The sequence below is a fragment of the Flavobacterium chilense genome (assembly GCF_001602525.1).
GTDB classification, from domain to species: domain Bacteria; phylum Bacteroidota; class Bacteroidia; order Flavobacteriales; family Flavobacteriaceae; genus Flavobacterium; species Flavobacterium chilense.
In genome coordinates, this window is the sequence record NZ_LSYT01000003.1 from 386,127 (window position 1) to 407,106 (window position 20,980).

Here is a 20,980-nt window from a genome sequence, read left to right on the forward strand (position 1 = left end):
TGAAGACCTAACAGGTTTTTAAAACCTGTTAGGTCTTTAAATCGTTCCCCAAGAATAAAACTAAAATACTATGAAATATTTACAATTACTTTTTTTATGTCTTTATGTCTCTTTCGCGACAGCGCAGAGTATCACTATTGTTAGTGATCCGAATTCCCCAAGAGCAAAATTTGGAGCAGAGAAATTATCAGAAACCCTTTCGGCAAAAGGATTCAGCGTAACTTCTTCTGATAAATTCAAAAAATCAAAAGATAAAGTAATTGTAATTGGAGAAAAAGGAACTGATTTCTGGAAGAAAAACGCGAAAAGCGCTAAAATCGATGATAACAAATTAAACAAGAAAGAAGGTTTTCAGATTCGTACTCAAAACAATGTAATCTATATTGAAGGAACAGATGCTTCTGGAACTTTGTATGGCTCTTTGGAATTAACAGATAAAATTAAATCTTCGGGTCAGCTTCCTTCAGAAATTAATCTTGAAGACAGTCCAGAAATGGTTTTGAGAGGAGCTTGCATCGGAATGCAGAAACCTGTTTATCTTCCAGGTCGTGATGTTTACGAATATCCATATACACCAGAAACTTTTCCTTGGTTTTATGATAAAGCTTTATGGGTAAAATATCTTGATATGCTGGTAGAAAACCGTATGAACTCGCTTTATTTATGGAACGGACATCCTTTTGCTTCTTTAGTAAAATTAAAAGAATATCCATTTGCGGTAGAAGTAAGTGACGAAGATTTCAAAAAGAATGAAGAAATCTATAAATTCTTAACGGTTGAAGCCAATAAAAGAGGAATTTGGGTAATTCAGATGTTTTATAATATTATTGTTTCTAAACCATTTGCAGAGCATTACAACATTAAAACACAAGATCGTTCACGACCAATTACGCCTTTGTTGTCAGATTATACGAGAAAATCTATTGCAGCTTTTATCGAAAAATACCCAAATGTTGGGCTGCTAGTATGTTTAGGAGAAGCTATAAACACGATTGATGATGATGTAGAATGGTTTACCAAAACGATTATTCCGGGAGTTCAAGACGGATTAAAAGCGTTGGGAAGAACTGATGAACCGCCGATTATTTTGCGTTCTCATGATACTGACGGGCCTTTGGTTATGGAAAAATCACTTCCGTTATACAAAAACCTTTACACAGAAAGTAAATATACAGGAGAATCTTTAACGACTTATACGCCGGGCGGACCTTGGGGAGAAACCCATAAACAGTTAAGTGCTTTAAAATCAATTCATATTGAAAACGTTCATATTTTGGCAAACTTAGAACCTTTTAGATATGGCTCGCCAGATTTTATTCAGAAAACGGTTAAAGCGATGCATAGTGTTCATGGCGCAAATGCATTGCATTTATATCCGCAAGCATCGTATTGGGATTGGCCTTACTCGGCAGATAAGACGAAATCAGGAGAACGTTTATTAGAAATGGATCGTGACTGGATTTGGTACAAAGCATGGGCAAGATATGCTTGGGACAGCAAAAGAGATAGAAACGAAGAAGTTGAATATTGGGATAAAGATTTAGCTGCGAAATTCGGAACTTCTCAAGAAGCGGCAAATAACATTCTAAAAGCGTACGAAGAAACGGGAGAAATTGCTCCAAAAACATTAAGACGTTTTGGAATCACAGAAGGAAACCGTCAGACTTTATTGTTAGGAATGTTTGAAAGTCAATTGGTAAATCCGTCAAAATGGAGAGTGTATCCGGGATTCCACGAATCGTGTGGACCAGCGGGCGAATTGCTTTTGGAATATGCTAAAAAAGAATGGAACAAAGAACCACATTCGGGCGAACTTCCAACGCAAATTATTGCTGGAATTACAGAACACGGAAGATTGGCAGTTGAAGCTATCGATAAAGCTGAAGCCAGCGTAACTAAAGACAAAGAAGAATTTGAACGTCTTAAAAATGATATTCATGCTTATAAGGCTTTCGCCGATTTCTTCTCAGAAAAAGTAAAAGCAGCTTTATTGGTTTTAAGATACAGTTATTCAAATGATATTACCGATTTAGATAAAGCGATGCCTCATTTAGAAAAGAGTATTGAGTATTATGAGTTATTGGTAAAACTAACAAAAGATACGTACTATTATGCCAACAGTATGCAGACTGCTCAACGTAGAATTCCGATTGGAGGAGACGATGGGAACAACAAAACTTGGGCAGAATTGTTACCGCATTATGAGCGTGAATTGGCTAATTTTAAAAGAAATCTAGAGAAGCTAAAATCTTCTAAAGATGGTAAAATTGAAACTAAAGAAGGAAAACCTTGGAAACCAGCAGAATTAACTTTTATAGATGAAAAACCAGGAACGTATTTAGTAAAAACGGGAACAAAAGTGTACGGAACAGATATTTCTGAATTAACAAAAGTTGCTCCAGAACTTCAGAATTTAAGAGGATTTTCATTTGTAGAAAACGATCAAAACGAAAAAGGAACACATTTGAAGTTTAGAAATACAAAAGCCGTTAAATTAGTGGTGGGTTATTTCAATTCAGATCAAAGGAGATTTTTATTGCCGCCAAGTTTGGAAACAGATGCAGCAGGAAATGCGCACGGTCAAGCCGAAGTGATTTTGGCAAGTGCCTTGAATTTAAAGGATTTACCTCGTGTAAACATTCATACGTATACTTTCCAGCCGGGCGAGAATAAATTAGATTTAGGAAAAGGAAAAGTATTGATTTTAGGTTTTATCGATGCAGACCAAACCATAACACCACGCGATGTTGGATATATCGATGCAGGAGAAAAAGCAGCTATTGACTGGTTGTTTTATTAAAAATGATTTGGGCGTGCCCTTTCGGGTCGGGCTTTCGGCTATATCTTTTATTCCGCTCCGCTACATAAAAGGATAACGCCTCAATCCCTCACGCAAACTCGTAGTTAATTTAGACCTAACATGTTTTTAAAATCTGTTAGTTTTAATTAAGAATATAAACACAATCTTGTCATCCCGAGGAACGAGGGATCTTCGCAAGAAACTCAACAAAGATTGGCGACATTTCTATGCGGAGTTACTTGTGAAGATTTCTCCTTACGTCGAAATGACAAAAAGGTGAGTAAAATAAAAACTTAAACAACCTTATAATCACTTATATGGTTTTAAAAATATGAATAGAATAGTTTTTTTTATTTTTTGTTTTTTTTCAAGTCTTTGCTTTGTTTGGAGTCAGAGCAAAGATTCGGGGAAGTTTCGTAAAGAAATTTCGCTGAATTCGTCTTGGGAAACCGTAATACTGGATAATCTTCCGCTGAAAGAAGAAGATTTTGTAGAAAATCCAAAAACTGATTCCAATTGGCAGCAGGTTAGTGTGCCTCACAATTGGGATCAGTATTATGGTTTTAGAAGAACAAAACATGGAAATTTGCACGGTACTGCTTGGTACAAAAAAACGCTAAAACTTGACAAAAAAGACAGTTCAAAACAGCATTTTCTCTATTTTGAAGGCGTTAGTTCTTATGCAACGGTTTGGATAAATGGTAAAAAAGTGGGCGAACACAAAGGCGGAAGAACTACTTTCACCTTAGATATTACAAGAGCAATTTCTTTCGACAAAGAAAATATCATTTTAGTAAAAGCAGCGCATCCCTCTTTTATTGCCGATTTGCCTTGGGTTTGCGGTGGCTGTTCGGGAGAATGGGGATTTTCAGAAGGTTCTCAGCCAATGGGGATTTTCAGGCCAGTTTCTTTGGTTGTTACCAACGATGTTAGAATTCAGCCTTTCGGTGTTCATATCTGGAATGATAAATCGGTTTCGAAACAAAAAGCGATTCTTCATACTACGACCGAAATCAAGAATTATGGTACTTCACAACGAAATTTAACTATAGAAAATATTCTTTTTGATGCATCAGGAAAGAAAACTGCTATTATAAAAAGCGACAACAAAATCAATTCGGGAGAAACAAAAGAAATAGCACAGACACTTCCTGAGATTCAGAATCCGAAATTATGGTCGCCATCCAATCCTTATTTGTATAAATTAGTTACTTCAGTTTATGAAAACGGAAAAATAATTGATCAGTTAACAACTTCGTACGGAATTCGTTGGGTAAGCTGGCCAGTTAGTCGTGATGGAAAAGACAATCGTTTTTTCATTAATGATGAACCTGTTTTTATAAACGGCGTTTGCGAATACGAACATTTAATTGGAAAAAGTCATTCGTTTTCAGACGAAATGATTCATTCACGAATACAACAAATCAAAGCAGGCGGATTTAATGCTTTTAGAGAAGCACATCAGCCTCATAATTTATTATATCAAAAAGAATTAGACGAAAACGGAATCTTATTTTGGAGTCAGTTTTCAGCACATATTTGGTACGATACGCCAGAGTTTAAGGAAAACTTTAAAACTCTTTTACGAGAATGGATTAAGGAACGCAGAAACAGTCCGTCGGTTGTCATGTGGGGATTGCAGAATGAAAGTACCATTCCGAAGGAATTTGCAGAGGAATGCACCAAGATAATCCGCGAAATGGATCCGTTATCGGCATCGCAAAGAATCGTAACAACTTGTAACGGCGGAGAAGGAACAGACTGGAATGTCGTTCAAAACTGGTCTGGAACGTATGGCGGAGATCCTTTAAAATATCATTTAGAAATGACGACTCAGCTTTTAAACGGAGAATACGGCGCATGGCGTTCTGCCGATTTACATACCGAAGGCGAATTTGACCAAAAAGGAGTTTTAAGCGAAAACCGTTTTTCTCAATTAATGGAAATTAAAGTTAGAGAAGCTGAATCGGTAAAAGATAAAATTGCAGGACAATTCAACTGGCTTTTTGCTTCGCATGAGAATCCGGGACGTTTACAAAACGGAGAAGGTTTTAGAGATATTGATAAAGTTGGTCCAGTAAATTATAAAGGACTTTTTACGATTTGGGGCGAACCTTTGGATGCGTTTTACATGTATCGTGCGAATTATGTTTCGAACAAAACCAACCCGATGGTTTATATTGTTTCGCACACGTGGCCAAGCCGTTGGGAAAAGCCAGGAATTAAAAACGGAATCGATATTTATTCGAATTGTGATGAAGTAGAATTGTTCAATGACGTCAATAAATCTTCTTTAGGAAAACTAAAAAATCCAGGAATCGGACAGCATTTTCAATTCAATAATGTCAATATTCAGTACAATGTTTTATATGCCGTTGGATATGTAAATGGAAAAGCAGTTGCCAAAGATTATATCGTTTTAAATTCACTTCCAAAATCACCAAATTTTGATGCTTTAACAACGGATAAAACCGATATTACAAAAGCAAAAAGTGGTTACAATTATATTTACAGAGTCAATTGCGGAGGTTCTCAATTGACAGATTCTGCTGGAAATACTTGGTTTACCGATACGCATAAAAACGGTCAAAATACTTGGGGTTCGTTATCATGGACAGATAATTTTGAAAAATTGCCAGATTTTTTTGCCAGTCAAAGAACAACTTTCGATCCAATTAATGGAACAAAAGATTCAGAGTTATTTCAAAGTTTTAGATATGGAGTTGATAAACTGCGTTACGAATTTCCTGCACCAGACGGCGAATATTTAGTAGAATTATATTTCACAGAAACTTGGTACGGAACTGGCGGGGGGGTAGACTGCAAAGGCTGGCGTTTGTTTGATGTTGCAATAAATGAAAATGTAGTTTTAAAAGACTTTGATATTTGGGCAGAAGCAGGACATGATAATGCGTTGAAAAAGACATTCAAAGTAAAAAGTACAAACGGAAAAATTGTTATTTCGTTTCCAAATGTAAAAGCTTCACAAGCGATAATTTCTGCGATTGCGATTGCGACAAAAGACATTCACGCAAGACCAGCAGAAGAATCTTCAAAAAACATTCAAAATCTGGTTTTAGATTCTTATAATAAAACTAACAGAGTGGCTTCATGGCTGGATATTAATTCAAAACAATATTTAGATTCTGATGTTATTTTTACCGAATTGCCTTCGGAAGTTTTTGGAGCGGATTATATGCAGTTTTCATCTCATTCTAAAAATAAAGGTTCGTTTACAGCTAAAGAAGATTCGGAATTATACCTTTTTATAGATAATAAAAGTTTTAATTTAAAGTCATTTTCGGAGTATAAAAAATTAGAAGAAAAAGCGAAAAATAGCAATGGAATTTCATTTGATGTTTTCACTAAAAAAGTGAAGAAAGGCGAGAAAGTTCTGTTTGATAATTCGGAAACAATTTCTACAATTGCAATGGTTCCAACTTACGATATGGGCGAAAAAGACGATTCGAGACCAGTTGTAATCATTGAAGCTGAAAAGACAAAAACAACGGGAACAGGAATCGAAAAAGGAAATTTCAAAAAAGCGGATTATATTGAGTTCACAAAAAAGACAAACAACAGCATTGAGTTTGAAGTAAAACCTGGAGTTGCCGGAATTTATTTAATGCGTTTCCGTTTTATGAATAGAAATGAAAAACCATTAAAAGTCAAATTCAAAATGGAAGATGCTTACGGAATTTTGATGCGAAATGATACGATTGAGTTTTTCCCTTCCCCTGAAAAATGGAAGATTTTGAATACAACTTCTGGTGGATATATTAATGCTGGAACGTATAAAATTACACTTGAAGGTGATGATTTGAAGGGATTAATGTTGGATAATTTCGAATTTCAATAGTTTTTTTGAGGTTCAAAGAGGCAAAGGAGCAAAGGAGCAAAGATTTATGTTGTTTGTCAGGCTGAGCGAAGTCGAAGCCCACGTAAAGTTTATACCAAGTCTAGTTTGTCATTTCGACGAAGGAGAAATCTCCACAAGAAGCTCGACAAAGATTGGCGAATTACATTGCGGAGTTACTCGCGAAGATTTCTCCTTCGTCGAAATGACAAGATTGTAGAAATTTGGAATTTTAAAAAAGAGATTATTTATATATTATGATTTTAAAAAAGATAGTAGTTGCAATAATAATATTATTTTCAGTATCAGTTTTTGCACAAAAACAAGCCAGAATTGTCGAAGATTTTAACAAAAACTGGAACTTCAAATTAGGTGATTATCCTGAAGCAGTTAATGCCAATTTCAATGCATCAGATTGGAGAGCACTTCAATTGCCACACGATTGGAGTATTGAAGGCGCTTTTGACAAAGACAGCAAAACCAAACAAGCACAGGGATTTTTGCCCGCTGGAAAAGGCTGGTATCGCAAAGCGTTTACTATTCCTGCAAATTGGAAAAACAAAACGATTTCAATTGAGTTTGATGGTGTTTTTAAGAATAGTGAAGTTTTCATTAATGGAAAATCATTAGGAGTTCGCCCGAATGGCTATATATCTTTTGGATATGATTTAACGCAGTATTTAAATTTCGGAAAAGAGAATTTGATTGCTGTAAAAGTTGATAACGATGCACAACCCAATTCAAGATGGTATACAGGTTCTGGGATTTATAGAAATGTGCGTTTGGTTGCAAGTGAAAAACTTCATGTTGGAAAATGGGGAACTTATGTTACTACGCCTGAAGTTTCGGTAGAAAAATCAAAAATACATGTAGAAGTTACGATTGATAATGATAATACTGTAGCAAAAGAATTTAAACTCGTTACTTCGATTGTAAATGCAGAAAATAAAGAAGTTGCTAATTATACTTCAACAGAAAAAATTGTTGCTAAAACATCAGAAAAAAAGGTTCATGATTTGGTTTTAAATCAGCCGAAATTATGGAGTACAGAGAATCCGTATTTGTATAAAGTAATTACAAAAGTTTACGAGAAATCGAAATTGATTGATAATTATGAAACTCCTCTTGGATTTAGATTTTTTAATTTTGATTCAGAAAAAGGTTTTTCATTAAATGGCGTTCCAACGAAAATTTACGGAGTTTGTCTGCATCATGATAATGGCGCTTTGGGTGCGGTAGAAAACATTCATGCGGTTCGCAGAAAACTGGCTTTAATGAAAGAAATGGGAGCAAATGCTATCAGAATGTCTCATAATCCGCATTCTTTGGAAATGATGCAATTGTGTGACGAAATGGGATTTATTGTTCAGGACGAAGCTTTTGACGTTTGGAAAAAGAAAAAAGTAACCAACGATTATCACAAAGATTGGGATGCGTGGCATAAACAGGATTTAGAAGATTTTATCAAAAGAGATCGTAATCATCCATCGGTTATGATGTGGAGTATTGGTAACGAAATCAGAGAACAATTTGATTCGACCGGAATTGCGATTACAAGAGAATTGGCCAAGATTGTTAAATCTTTAGATGTTACTCGCCCTGTAACTTCGGCTTTGACAGAGAATGTAATTGAGAAAAACTTTATTTATCAGTCAGGAGCTTTAGATCTTTTGGGATTCAATTACAAACACGAAGAGTATAAAGATTTTCCAACTAAATTTAAAGGACAGAAAATCTTAGCTTCTGAAAGTGTTTCGGCTTTAGAAACACGTGGACATTATGATTTTCCTGACGGAATTAAAGCATGGCCAACAAAATACGGCGCTGCGTTTGATGGAAATGCAGATTGGACGGTTTCGGCTTATGATCAGGTGAAATCGTATTGGGGAGCCACGCACGAAGAAAACTGGAAAACTATTAAAAGTCAGGATTTCATGGCGGGAACTTTTATCTGGACAGGTTTTGATTATATTGGAGAACCAGACCCGTATCCATTTCCTGCAAGAAGTTCATATTTCGGAATCGTTGATTTAGCCGGACTTCCAAAAGATGTGTATTATATGTACCAAAGCGAATGGTCGAATAAAACGGTTCTGCATATTTTACCGCATTGGAACTGGAAAAAAGATCAAGAAGTAGAAGTTTGGGCGTATTACAATAATGCGGATGAAGTAGAATTATTTTTAAACGGAAAGTCGTTAGGAAAGAAAGTCAAACAAAATGATGATTTGCATATTTCTTGGAGAGTAAAATTTGAACATGGAACATTAAAAGCGGTTTCTAGAAAGAACGGAAAAGTAGTTTTAGAAAAGGAAATCCACACAGCAGGAGAAGTTTCAAAATTAGACTTGCAAGCCGATAAAACTGCAATCAAAAACGATACTTACGATTTGGTTTACGTAACCGTTTCTATGACAGATAAAGATGGAAATTTACTGCCAAACGCAATGGATTTAATCAATTTTGAAGTTTCTGGCGGAGGAAAATTAGTTGGAGTTGATAATGGTTATCAAGCCAATTTGGATTCTTTTAAAGCGAATTCCTGTAAATTGTTTAATGGAAAATGTATTGCGATTATTCAGTCGAATGGGAAGAAAGAAAATATTCAGTTGAAGGCTAAGACTGGAAATGGAATTCCGGTTTCAGCAATTGATATAAAGGTTAATTGATTGTTATTGAATTTATATGTCGCCCCGCTGGGGCTTTGATACTCTAATCTTTTATTTTGCTATAAATATTAAGCTCCTCTGGAGCTTTTTTTTGTATAGAATTGTTTAGCTCTGGAAGAGCAAAATATTTATAGAAATAGTAATTTAAGATAGAATAGCTCCATAGGAGCGGCATATAAAATATTCTACAAAAAAGGATTATTTTTTTTAAACCGCCCGTTATTTCTAAGGTTTATAAAATTATGCTTGGATCTTTTGTAGGATTAAACTTATATTAGCCAGTATAATAATATAAAAGCCAAAAAATGATTTGTACCATTTATTCGCATCATTTAGGACTTGAAAGAATAAAGGAAATATTTCTTTCACATATTCCTAAAGGAAGTTTTTCAGGTGATAATGAATTTCTAGAATTTGAAATTAAGGGAGGAATTTTAAATCCTTCAAAAAAAGTAAAAATTTCATATAGAGAAAGGGCTATTCCTTCTTATCAAATTCCTGAAATTGATGATTCTGAATTAACAGCTAATCTGAAAGGATTATATGGCTTTGTAAACTCATTGCCAACTGTAAATGAAAAAGTTAAAAACCTATTTCTTCATAAAATACTAACGCTGAATTCTGAGTTTTCGATTAACGAGGAAAAAGGGGAAATAAAGGAATTAAAAAACATCATAAAAGATATTGCGCAAGAATTTGATGCTGTTTTGTTTGTACAGCCTGATACGATCGTTAGTAAATCAGATACACAGCATTTTTTAGATAAAGATTTAAATTTGATAATTGATACTAATGGAAATTGTGACATTGATGATCTGGGAGTAAGTATAAATTCAGTTTATTTTGATGAAGATCAAAATGAGGTAGATGATGATCAAAAACAAAGAAAAGATAACAGCGAGAAAATTCTTGAAAAAGGGAATATCAAAATAAACAAACATTTGCCTTGTATTGAATCTGAAAATGAAACTACGATCAGAACACCAAAAGAAATTGCAGAAAGAGTAAGTGTTTTGGCTGTAACAAATTTAGTTGCCTTTAATAGTATTTCTTCTGAAGAAGCTATTGATTATCTGCAAAACTATAAATTGTGGGATTTTACTACGGAAGGCGAAAAAGAGTTTTTAGCTAATCCAACAGATGATAAAAAGGCCTATGAAAGCTGGAAATGTGAAGGAATCTGGACGTTGATGTGGGCTTTAAATAAAGTTGAAAAATTAGATTTCCCGAATGAATTCTGTAATTTAGAAAATATCAATTCTGAGGATTATCCTGTGGGGAAAGATAAAGATCCTTTTGATTTTATTAATTCGATAGTTTCTTCCCGATCTAAAAGTGAAATTTTAGATGCAAATGATTTGTACTACAGATACAATTGGGCTTGTGTAGATGAAAGAATTAACGGCAGACAGATCGAAGAAATCAATCCCGGAATTGTTTATGAAAGACAATATGCCCTGAACTGGCTTATAAATTACATGGAGCAGGATTGGGATTCTATTTCTTGTGATACTTAAAATTAGAGGTAATTAATTTTACTACGAAGAACGCTAATATTTTTAGAATACTATTAAAAATAAACATTCCGCTCCAAAATAATGAAGCGGAATGTTCCCATTAAAAAAAAAACTCAAGTAATAACAATTGTTACAGTTAGCATTGCTGCCTCTGTATATTTTTAGAATACACCAATATAATGGTTTCCAGGTTTGTTGATTAATTTAGCACCTTTAGTAACAGCACCTGTTGGGATATCAATAATGTATATGTTACCATCTTTTCCTACTGGTGTAACTGCAATGTATAAATCGTTTCCGTCTACTACAAAACCTTGGTATTGACCAAAATCTAAAGCAGGGTCATAAGCAATACCTTCAACCAGTTTAGCTGTTTTTGCATTAAGGTCGATTCTTGCTACAAAACCTTGCCCGTTTGAACCGTCATGTGTATATAAAGCATAGGCAATTCCGTTTCCGGCATATCTCCAGGCATCGATGTAAGATCCTTTAACACCAAGTGCGGTATCTAAACTAAAAGAATAAGAGTTGTCGTATTGATTGTTTTGGTTGATTTTTAAGATATAAGAACCATTTTTAGTATCTCTTTGAGTAGCCTGATAAATGTTACCATCTGTACCAACAAAACTATTGAAACTGCGGAAACCGCTTGTATCTCCAAATGCTACTGTCGAAGTAATAATTTGAGGATTCTGTAAAGATGGGTAATCTACAACAATCGATTTAGAACCTAAGCGATCAAATGTAGCCTCGATTTTTCCTGTAGCAGGATCAGTTTTACGCATCCAGGTTCCAATGATAAGTTTGTTTCCAGCCTTATTAAGTGTTGGAGCATCTAAACGAAAGATATGATGTCCTTTTGCTTCTTCTGCAGCCGTTAACGGAAGTTCATATTGCTTGAATGCTGAAATTAAAATGTTTTGTAAATCTAAAGATAAAACAGTAGCCACACCTCTTGTATGTTTGTATGTTTTTCCATCTGCCTCTGTAACTACTACAGGAGCTGTTACATTTACAGCTACACCAGTTTTATCTCCGTCAAAAAGTTTATTCCATCTTGGAGATGTTCCGGCATATTGAGAAATATTGACAGTAGTTCCGGATTGTACAAAATTTTTGGCTCCGTTTACTTTATAGGTCATAAACTCACCACCATTTGCACCGGTATAGGTAATATTAAAAAGCGTATTTCCATCCACTGACGATTGTAAACGAGCTGTTCTACTGGATTGCACTGGCGCACCATTTTCATATACATCGATAGAAAAGTTAGGATTTTTTGCATCGGCTTTGCTTACTGAATATACTTTTGTTCCTCCGTTTCCGTCTCCGGGATCTGTCTGCATTAATGCTCCGGCAATAGTTATCCAGCGGTCTTTAGTTTCTGGATTTACCGGTGTTTCATTTTTGTTATCATCACTGCTGCAGCTTGTAGTAAGTGCAAATGTGGTTAAAACCAATCCACATGCAAGTAATTTAAATGTACTTCTTTTCATATTTATAGCATTAAAAATTAATTATTTAGGTATTAAAACTTATTGATGATGTAGTTAAGCTTTAAGTAAAAAGCTCTTCCGGGTTTTTGTACGGCAAAATTGTCGTAAACCTGTTCGTTTGTTATATTTTTGGCATCAAAACTTACAATGAACTTTTTATTAGGGAGTACATAACTGATTCCTAAATCATGTGGAAACTGAGCCGTTGTTTTATCAATCTCAAGCCAGGTAGTATAAAATTCTCCTACATATCCAAAATTGTAATAAAGGTTTAATTCTGAATTTTTTTGAAGAATATCTTTAAAATTATACTGTACGTTGCCATTAACTGTGAAATAAGGTTCGTTGGGAAGTTGTTTATTATAATGGGGCAGTATACCACCATTGATGTCGTATTTATCTTTGAAAAGCGAATTAAATTTTGACATGTTCATACCAATAAATAACCTGTTATTGTATGAATATTCAAAAGAGGCCTCGTAACCTATTGACTGTGCTTTTCCTAAGTTTACAGATGGTGTAGTTTGTAATGCTTCGTTCAAACGATTGCTAAACTGACGTACAATTTTGTCTTTGGAATTTCTCCAGAAACCAGATCCTCCAATGCTTAATTTGTGATCATTAATTTTATAAGGACCAAATCTTAGTCCAACATTTAAATTGTCACTTTGTTCCGGTTTTAATGAACTGTTTCCGATAAGGTTTTCAGCCGGATCGCCAAATATCTCATTCTCATTAGGCATTCTGATCGCTTTTTCTGCGGATAAGGTGAACATCATTTTTGGGAGAATAAAGTATGAAGAAGCAAATCCGTAGCCATAAAAAGAGATATCATTTTTTCTGATTACCTCAACAATTTTGTTCTGTCCATTTTCAGTTACAATTGTAGGATCTCTTTCTTCTGTTTTTTGTCCGTAATGTTTTCCAAAGGCATTGATTCTTAATCGTGAATCAAAAGCTTGTAATTCATAGCCCAGTGAAAGCACGTTTTTTTGCAGGTCACGTGTTGGTAAAAAAGCACTTGTAAGTGGTGATAATTCATCATATTGTATTCTGTCAACGGTATAGAACATGCTGTTAAAAACAAACTTATTGTTTTCATTCAGGTTATACATTAAACCTGCTCTTGTGCTAAAAATATTGCTGTTGATGTGTTGTATTGTTTTTGCTCCCTGTTGTGCACCACTTGGTGATAAAATAGGATCACCATAAAGTCCCAAAGCTTTTTCTCCAAACCAGTTGTAATTCCATTTAACGGTATCGTTGACTACTTCATTTCTTTGGCTGAAAACAGAGTTTACAGTAAATTCAAGGTCTTTAACCAGAAAGTCCTTTTTTGCATAATTCAGACTGATAACCCTGGAATTAGCTTCACTAAATCTTCCTTTATAAGGTTTTGTCATTGATTGTCCATGCTGAATTTCATTAAAATCTTCAGAAACATTCATGCCTATTAAAAAAGTATCAGCCCATTTAACATCGGTAAAACCAGCTTCAATCCTGCCTCCATAAGATCTGTAGGCATCATTAAAACGTTTGGCTTTTACGTATTCATATCGGCCATTAGGTAAAATGTTGTACACAAATTTTCCCCAAACCTCATAATCATTATCAGAGTAATTATAAAAACCGGAGCCTTTTACGGTAAAACCTGATTTGTCACGAAACGTAGTATTAAAATTAGACTGAACAGTATTAAATGAACCGTAAGATACTGAGGCATTCAACGTATTTTTTGCTCCTTTTTTCAAAATTACATTAATAGCACCGCCTAAGGCATCATCTGCCAAATGAGCGGGAACAACACCTTTATAAACTTCGATACGTTCTATTAATGCGGGAGGAATACTATTTAAACTGAAAGAGGATCCATATGTTGAAATTGGAATTCCGTCTATAAAAATTCGGATTGAATTACCCGACATTCCGTTTAGATTGTAATTAACGCTGGAACCTAATCCCCCGTTTTGTCTTACCCGAACACCAGCCGATTGGCTTAATAAATCATTTGTCTGAATATTTCTTCTTGCTGCATCCTGAGTTTCTATAACATTGACAGAGAAACCTTTGTCTGTAATTTCTTTTTTTACAGTTGTCTTTTTAACTACAACTTCATTTAAAATTTTAGGATCATTTGTTTTTTCTAATGAAATATGTACGGAATGGGAAGGTTGTTTTAAATGAACATTTACGATTTTTGTTTTGGCTTCGAGTGATGATATTTCTAATGCATAATGTCCGTAAGCCAGTCCTTTTAGTTCGAATTTGCCATCTTGATCTACAATAACAAATTTTTGCGTTCCTGAAACTAATACTGTAGCTCCAAAAGCCGTTTCGGAATTTCCAAAAGTTACTTTTCCTGTGATTTTTCCGTTTTGGGAATAGACTGAAACATTAAGAATCAAAAGAACAAATAATAAAAACCTCATAACTAATTTTGCTTATCAATATGAGCGCAAAACTAGATTATTGTTTATATTTAATCTAAATAAATGAATTAGAAGATTATTAGATTTACATTAGAAATTTTAATGTTGGGTTTTATGATGCAAAGAACCTAATTCACAAAGATTTAATTTTGAATTGACTTCGGTTTGAGCCTGATTAGCTATAAATAAATTAGAAAAAACTTAGTGTCTAAGTGCCTTTGCGATAATCATTACAACTTCGCTGTAAACTTTTTAATTGAGAAATTTTTAGACTTGATGACTTTTCCATTATCGGTAATCATCAGACAGCTGTAATTTGGAAATTTTTGAAGTAGCAATAAACCTTCATTCTTACCCAGAACCATCATGGAGGTGCTTAATCCGTTGGCAGTTTCTGCATCAGGACCAAAGACTGTTACGCTGCATAAACCGGTTGCAGGATATCCGGTTGCAGGATTTATAATGTGTGAATATCGTTTGCCGTTAAAAACAACAAATTTTTCATAGCTGCCCGAAGTCGTAACAGCGCCTCCATTGAGGGGAACAATGGCCAATACTTTTTCAGGTTTAAACGGATTTGTAATGCCAATTTTCCATGGCTGTCCACTAGGTTGTTTTCCCCAAGTGCTCATATCTCCGGAACCGTTTATAATTCCGGCTTCAATTCCTTTTGCTATCATCATGGCTCGACATTTATCAGTTGCATAACCTTCGCCTAAAGCGCCAAAACCAATTTTCATTCCTTTTAATTTCAGGAAAATTGTTGACTGAACAGAATCTAAAATGATATTTTTATAACCTACTTTCTCTACAGATTTTTTTATGGCTTCCGCCGAAGGCATTTCGGTCATCGACCCGTCAAATTTCCAGATTCTGTCCATTGCAGCGAAACTTACATCAAATCCGCCTTTTGTTATTTCAGATAATTTCAGGGCTCTTTGTGTGAGTTCAAAAACTTCACGATCTACTTTTACCGGTTTGATTCCTGCATTTTGATTGACTTCAGACACCTGAGAGGTTGGTTTCCAGTCAGAGATTAAATTTTCAATTCGGGTAATTTCAGCAATTACTTCGTTGATGTTTTGTTCAGCAGTTAAAGAATCTTTAGCAACAATACTAATGTCAAAACGTCCGCCCATAAGCAGTGTTGTTCTTTTTCTTAAAACCTGTGAGTTTGCTGAAAAGCACGAGATAATTATAAATAGAAATAAGAATTTATATGACAATTTTTTATGCATCTTTTTTATGAATTTGATAAAGCTTCAGCAGAGTGATATATGCCACCCCGCTGGGGCTTTTGGTTTGCGATAAACTTAAATTAATCTATAAATATATCATCCCTCCGGGATTTGTATTATCTATTTTTTAAACCAACAATCTAAAGTTTGTTATCTAATTTATTTAGAAATTAATAAGGCTCCAGCGGAGTGATATATGCCACCCCGCTGGGGCTTTTGGTTTGCGATAAACTTAAATTAATCTATAAATATATCATCCCTCTGGGATTTGTATTATCTAAAATCTAATAACAATCCGTTAATAATTGCCCGTTATTTTTATATTCTGATAAACTTTTTGTTCCATTTTCCAGACACAATTGATTTAGAATAATTTCAACATCCTGTTGCATGGCAAGCGATCCGCAAATCATAATCACACCACCTTGTTTCAATAAATCAATAAAAAAGGCTTCATCTCTTTTGATTAAATCCATTACATAAATATGCTGGGCTTCGCGTGATAAGGCAACATGAAAATGATCAAGATGTTCTCTTTGAATCATGATTCCGGCAAACTTTTTATAAGCTAAAAGTGTTGGCGTTTCCATTCTAAATCCGCTATAAAGATGTATTTCTTTCTTGGTTTTATTTTGCTCGATCATTCCTAAGAAAGGCGCAATTCCGGTTCCGTTCGAGATAAAAGCTACTTTTGGAGCTTTCTTAGGAAAATGAAAAGCTTTGTTATTGATAATTCTGGCCTTGATTGTATTTCCCGGTTCGAGATTATTTAAAAAGCCCGAACCTAATCCGTTTGGATGTAGTTTTACAACCAATTGAACATTTCCGGAATGGTTTCCAATAGAGTAAAGACGCTCTCTCGAATCATTAGCAGGATAAATAGCCAGTAAATCACCTGAGGCAAATTTAGATCTGCTATTGGCGCGTAAAGTCAGTATGAAAGTATGTTCGGTTTCTGAGATTGGCGTTTTATCCAAAACCATTAATTTTTCTAAACCTTTTGGAACATGATTGTATAAAGATGGAGTAGTGGCTAATGAAATTTCAGCTTTAGCACTCCATAATTTTACCCATTCTACAAATTCCACAGCCGATTTATCGTTAACCGTCTGCAAATCTAAAAAGCGTTCTGCCCAGTTTTGAGCTTCTAATAGCTGATCGATTTCAATAGCAAACTGACAGAAATCAGGATATGATTTTGAACCAAAACCAACGACTGAAAACTTAATTTTTTGTTCCTGATTTTGTTTTTGTAATAATGTTTTAAATTTTGTCCCGTTTGATGGAGCATCTCCCAGACCATGAGTTGAAGAAAAAACAATAATATGTTCTGCTTTTGGGTAAACCGAAAAACTATTTAATTCGGCAATAAAAGCTTTTTTTCCATGACCTATTAATTGTTTAAGGATCGCATTGGCAAATCGAAATGAGCTTCCGTTTTCAGAACCCACCAAAAGGATGTAGTTACTTTCGTTAGCTTTAAATTTATTTTTGATTCGGCTGGATCTTCGTTTTAAAGTAATTGCAAATCCTGAATAAATAAAGAAAAGGATATTAAGACACGCAATGGCCAGAATTACAGCCCAGATTCCGTTTATCCTTCCGGTATGAAGGTCAAGGCTTAAAGCCGATAACTGAACAGTAAATGGTGAACGTTTTTCTGAAAGTACCGTTCCGTCAACCTGATTGACTTCAATTTCACGATCTTTAAGTTCGATGATATAATATTCTTCGGGATCATCAGTAAAAGGAAATTCGATTTTCTTTACATCAGACAGCAATGTGGTTTTAAAGATTGAAGTTTTTTTTGCTTCAGCCGAAAGCTCTGTTTTTACGGGTTTTGCTTTTTCTTCTCCCATAAAAAAGTTGAATCGTTCCAGCGATAAATAAGTTCCGGTAAGAGCAATAATCAAAATCGGAATTAAAGCCAGACGTCCTAAAACAACATGATAATATTGGGCAAAATATTCTTTGATTACTTTCGAAAAGAAATTGCGGATTCCTCTTTGTCTTTTTAAAACCAATACAAAACCTGAAATAGAGATTAATAGTAAACAAAAAGAAATTACACCAACAAAAAATCGTCCGGTTTGATGAAGAAACAACGAACGATGGAAACTTGTGACCCATTGAATAAATTCACTCTTTTTTGCAGGAGTTCCTAATGCTTTTCCTGTTTTTGGATCAATGTAAGCATTTATATCATTTCCGTCAGCATCAATAGCTTTAAGCGTTACAAATTGATTGTAATCGACACTCAATTCTGTAATTTCTGAATATTCTTTTTTTAATATTGGCAGCGTTTGTCCTAGAGTAATTTTATCAAAATTTTCAGCTTTGTAAGGCAGCGTTTTTTCCTGTACTGCATCGACTGCCAGAATAATTCCGGAAACAGAAGCCAAAAGCAAAAATATCGAAGAAAATAGGGCCAAAGCCAAATGTACGTAACGCCAAAAAGAGAGAGTCATTGAATGTAATCTATTGAAATGTAATCAAATATATAAGCTTTGTTAAAGTCTTAAACTTCGACAAAGCCCGGATTCAATTTTAAGCAGAAAAAAAGGATTTATGCTTATAATTATGTTAAAAAATAATGTGCTAAAAATTATATTTTGTTAAGTCTTACATATTTGATGTAACCTTTACCTTCGGTTTTATCAGCAAGACCTTCTGTTGTAAGCGGAATTTCAAGATCGCTCACAAAATATTTCTGATCTTCAACTGCAGATTCAAAACGTAATTTGTAACCTTTGTTGATTTTTGAGTCTTCGATTTCTATTGTGGTAACACTGCGATCGCCTCCTGTAACAGATGCTCCGGTTTTAGCACTAATATCTTCTGATTTTTGAGTGTGAAATTTATTCCACTCTTTTAATGATTTGTACCATTTTTTATCATCACCCATTACATAAAGTGTCTTTTCGTATCCACCTGTTGGGTTAATAAGCGAAACTACAATGTAAGCTCCTTCTCCCATATAGTTTGACATTTGCAACATACATTTGTATTTGCTTGCCTGAGCATTTGCCTGAAAAGAGATTAAACAGATTAAAGCGCTTGTAAGAGCGATTTTTAATATAGATTTCATTCGAGTTGTGAGTTAAAAATTAAAAATTATTAAGTTTCAGGTTAAGGGGTATAGATTTTTTTATAGATTCAGATTTTTAACTCATAACCTACAACCCTTAACTTTTTAAGTATTATTTTAAGAAATCAATTGAAACGTTATTTTTTGTCAACAGTTCATTTTCTTTGGCTAAAGCATAAGCTGTTTCGTCAAACTCTGTGTTGATGTCTTTTTTTGCGCCAATTGAAATTAGATATTTTAAAATACTGTCGTCTTTTGCTACCATTGCAGCTTTGTGTAAAGCAGTTAAACCATCTTTGTTTTTAGCATTTACATCAATATTTAAGGCTGCTAATTTTTTAACCAAAGTTAAATCGTTTTTAGCAATAGCAAAGTGATACAAAGTACTTCCGTCTTTTTGAGCGGCAGCAAGATTTAATCCTTTTTCCTGAAGTAATTTTACTTTGGCTTCAAAAGGATCTTGTGCTGCAGTTTCGCCACGTCCGGCTGGACGGTATGATTGCACTAAATAAACTCCCAGATTGTTTCCGTCTTTATCTTTTACATTTACATCTGCTCCTTTATTTAAAAGAAGAGAAACTGCTTCAGGATTACCTGATCTGACTGCAAAGGTCAAAGCTGATTCTCCTTTTGAGTTTTGTAAATTAATATTTTTAGTTACCGGAAGTAATTTTTCTAATGCGCTGGTTTCTCTTCCTGCTGCAATCATCAGAGCTGTATTTCCGTCGTTATTTACTTTATTTGCATCTACGCCTTTTGCTAAGAAATAAGCAATTATTTCGGTCTGGTTTTGCTTACCTGCAATAAGATGCAATACATTTTCTCCTGATTTGTTGGTAGCAGTAGCTTTTAATTTTACTTCCTCAACTAAATATTTATAGGTTTCAAGCGGAGTAGTTTCTCTGCGTGCCCCTTGTGTAGCAATAAAAAGGGCATTGTCTGTCGCTTTAATTCCTTTTGCAGCAATCTTTTTCAAAAGATTTACGTTTCCAAGTCTTGCTGCATAATCAAAAGCAGTAGCACCGTTTTTATCTGTATCTTTTAGAGACAATCCTTTGGTAATCAGATAATCTGTAAACGTAAGATCTTTATCAAACGGAATTGCCAAAAGCAAAAGACTCGCTCCATCTGAATATTTTTTTCTGGCATCAAGACCAGCTTTAAAAAATGCATCACAAACTCCAGAATTCAATAATCCGTTAACAGCAGCAAATGCGATAGGAGTAGTCCCGTGGCTGTCTTCAAAATTAATATCAGACCCTTTGCTAATAAGATATTGTACTAGTTCTGTGTTTCCTCTGTATGCCGCCCAGTGCAGGTATATACGATTATCGTGTGTTGATTTGTTTACTGGATTTCCGGGTTGATCCAGTAGAAATTTAATACTGGCAAGCGGTGCATCGTTGTTTATAGCAACAGTTGTAACGTCAAAAGCATTGGCATTGGCTTCGGCCGGATTATTTCCTTTTGAAATTTCAGCTTTAACTGCATTTACATCCGGTGCTGTTTTCCAGAATGACTGTTCTAATAATATGTTTTTTTGTTGAGCACTAACAAATAAAGTTGCGACTAATGCAAAAGAGATAAAAATATTCTTTTTCATATTTGGGTATTTATTATTTTAAATTAGTTACGATTTGATGTTGTAATCTAAAAGATTGATTTAAGAATCTATTTAGAATAATTAAAAATAACGCAAATGTAAAAATTAATATTAGTAAATCAAGTTTATTTAGGGAATAAACACCAATTCTAATCTAATTTTAATGTTGAACCCAAATTTTAAGTTCAGTTAAATAAGAAGTTTTACTTAATACTAATAAATATGAGAATACCTCTAATATATAAGTCGCAAATATTAAATACTGATTTCCTGATTGTTATTAT

10 protein-coding genes are annotated in these 20,980 nt (G+C 34.3%); 4 read left to right on the plus strand and 6 right to left on the minus strand.

Annotated elements, in window-relative coordinates:
* Positions 1-70 precede the first annotated feature (70 nt).
* The 4 genes from A4F88_RS10855 (at position 71) to A4F88_RS10870 (ending at position 10,842) form a co-directional block, all read left to right on the plus strand.
* Entirely contained in the window at positions 71-2,800 is a 2,730-nt protein-coding gene (locus tag A4F88_RS10855; RefSeq protein ID WP_068842625.1) for an alpha-d-galacturonidase, read from the plus strand.
* A 331-nt stretch (positions 2,801-3,131) separates the two neighbouring features.
* The gene (locus A4F88_RS10860; protein ID WP_068842626.1) at positions 3,132-6,659 is read left to right on the plus strand and encodes a malectin domain-containing carbohydrate-binding protein; all 3,528 of its coding nucleotides are present in this window, start codon (positions 3,132-3,134) and stop codon (positions 6,657-6,659) included.
* A gap of 254 nt (positions 6,660-6,913) precedes the next feature.
* Positions 6,914-9,325, plus strand: a complete 2,412-nt coding sequence (locus A4F88_RS10865; RefSeq protein ID WP_068842627.1) for a glycoside hydrolase family 2 TIM barrel-domain containing protein — start codon at positions 6,914-6,916, stop codon at positions 9,323-9,325.
* Between the two features lie 305 nt (positions 9,326-9,630).
* Entirely contained in the window at positions 9,631-10,842 is a 1,212-nt protein-coding gene (locus tag A4F88_RS10870; RefSeq protein WP_068842628.1) for a DUF4272 domain-containing protein, read from the plus strand.
* Between the two features lie 161 nt (positions 10,843-11,003).
* On the opposite strand, the gene A4F88_RS10875 is transcribed toward A4F88_RS10870, so the two are convergent.
* From A4F88_RS10875 to A4F88_RS10900, 6 genes are all read right to left on the minus strand, one after another.
* Positions 11,004-12,338, minus strand: coding sequence for a hypothetical protein (locus A4F88_RS10875; protein ID WP_068842629.1), 1,335 nt, complete (start codon positions 12,336-12,338; stop codon positions 11,004-11,006).
* 32 nt (positions 12,339-12,370) lie between these two features.
* Positions 12,371-14,767: a TonB-dependent receptor gene (locus A4F88_RS10880; RefSeq protein ID WP_068842630.1), complete on the minus strand. Its 2,397-nt coding sequence runs from the start codon at positions 14,765-14,767 to the stop codon at positions 12,371-12,373.
* A gap of 230 nt (positions 14,768-14,997) precedes the next feature.
* The gene (locus tag A4F88_RS10885; protein ID WP_068842631.1) at positions 14,998-16,005 is read right to left on the minus strand and encodes an FAD:protein FMN transferase; all 1,008 of its coding nucleotides are present in this window, start codon (positions 16,003-16,005) and stop codon (positions 14,998-15,000) included.
* Positions 16,006-16,289: 284 nt separating this feature from the next.
* Positions 16,290-18,473 carry a PepSY domain-containing protein gene (locus A4F88_RS10890; protein ID WP_068842632.1) on the minus strand — a complete coding sequence of 728 codons (2,184 nt, stop codon included), beginning with the start codon at positions 18,471-18,473 and terminating at the stop codon, positions 16,290-16,292.
* Positions 18,474-18,610: 137 nt separating this feature from the next.
* Positions 18,611-19,093 (minus strand): DUF2271 domain-containing protein, encoded by a 483-nt coding sequence (locus A4F88_RS10895; protein WP_068842633.1) that lies wholly within the window; start codon positions 19,091-19,093, stop codon positions 18,611-18,613.
* Between the two features lie 112 nt (positions 19,094-19,205).
* Positions 19,206-20,696 (minus strand): ankyrin repeat domain-containing protein, encoded by a 1,491-nt coding sequence (locus A4F88_RS10900; RefSeq protein ID WP_068842634.1) that lies wholly within the window; start codon positions 20,694-20,696, stop codon positions 19,206-19,208.
* Positions 20,697-20,980 lie beyond the last annotated feature (284 nt).

What these genes read in the sequence shown, in the direction of transcription:
- A4F88_RS10865 (WP_068842627.1), top strand. Translation starts at nt 6,914, where the DNA reads ATGATTTTAAAAAAGATAGTAGTTGCAATAATAATATTATTTTCAGTA.
- A4F88_RS10895 (WP_068842633.1), bottom strand. Translation starts at nt 19,093, where the DNA reads ATGAAATCTATATTAAAAATCGCTCTTACAAGCGCTTTAATCTGTTTA.
- A4F88_RS10900 (WP_068842634.1), bottom strand. Translation starts at nt 20,696, where the DNA reads ATGAAAAAGAATATTTTTATCTCTTTTGCATTAGTCGCAACTTTATTT.
- A4F88_RS10870 (WP_068842628.1), top strand. Translation starts at nt 9,631, where the DNA reads ATGATTTGTACCATTTATTCGCATCATTTAGGACTTGAAAGAATAAAG.
- A4F88_RS10890 (WP_068842632.1), bottom strand. Translation starts at nt 18,473, where the DNA reads ATGACTCTCTCTTTTTGGCGTTACGTACATTTGGCTTTGGCCCTATTT.
- A4F88_RS10885 (WP_068842631.1), bottom strand. Translation starts at nt 16,005, where the DNA reads ATGCATAAAAAATTGTCATATAAATTCTTATTTCTATTTATAATTATC.
- A4F88_RS10860 (WP_068842626.1), top strand. Translation starts at nt 3,132, where the DNA reads ATGAATAGAATAGTTTTTTTTATTTTTTGTTTTTTTTCAAGTCTTTGC.
- A4F88_RS10880 (WP_068842630.1), bottom strand. Translation starts at nt 14,767, where the DNA reads ATGAGGTTTTTATTATTTGTTCTTTTGATTCTTAATGTTTCAGTCTAT.
- A4F88_RS10875 (WP_068842629.1), bottom strand. Translation starts at nt 12,338, where the DNA reads ATGAAAAGAAGTACATTTAAATTACTTGCATGTGGATTGGTTTTAACC.
- A4F88_RS10855 (WP_068842625.1), top strand. Translation starts at nt 71, where the DNA reads ATGAAATATTTACAATTACTTTTTTTATGTCTTTATGTCTCTTTCGCG.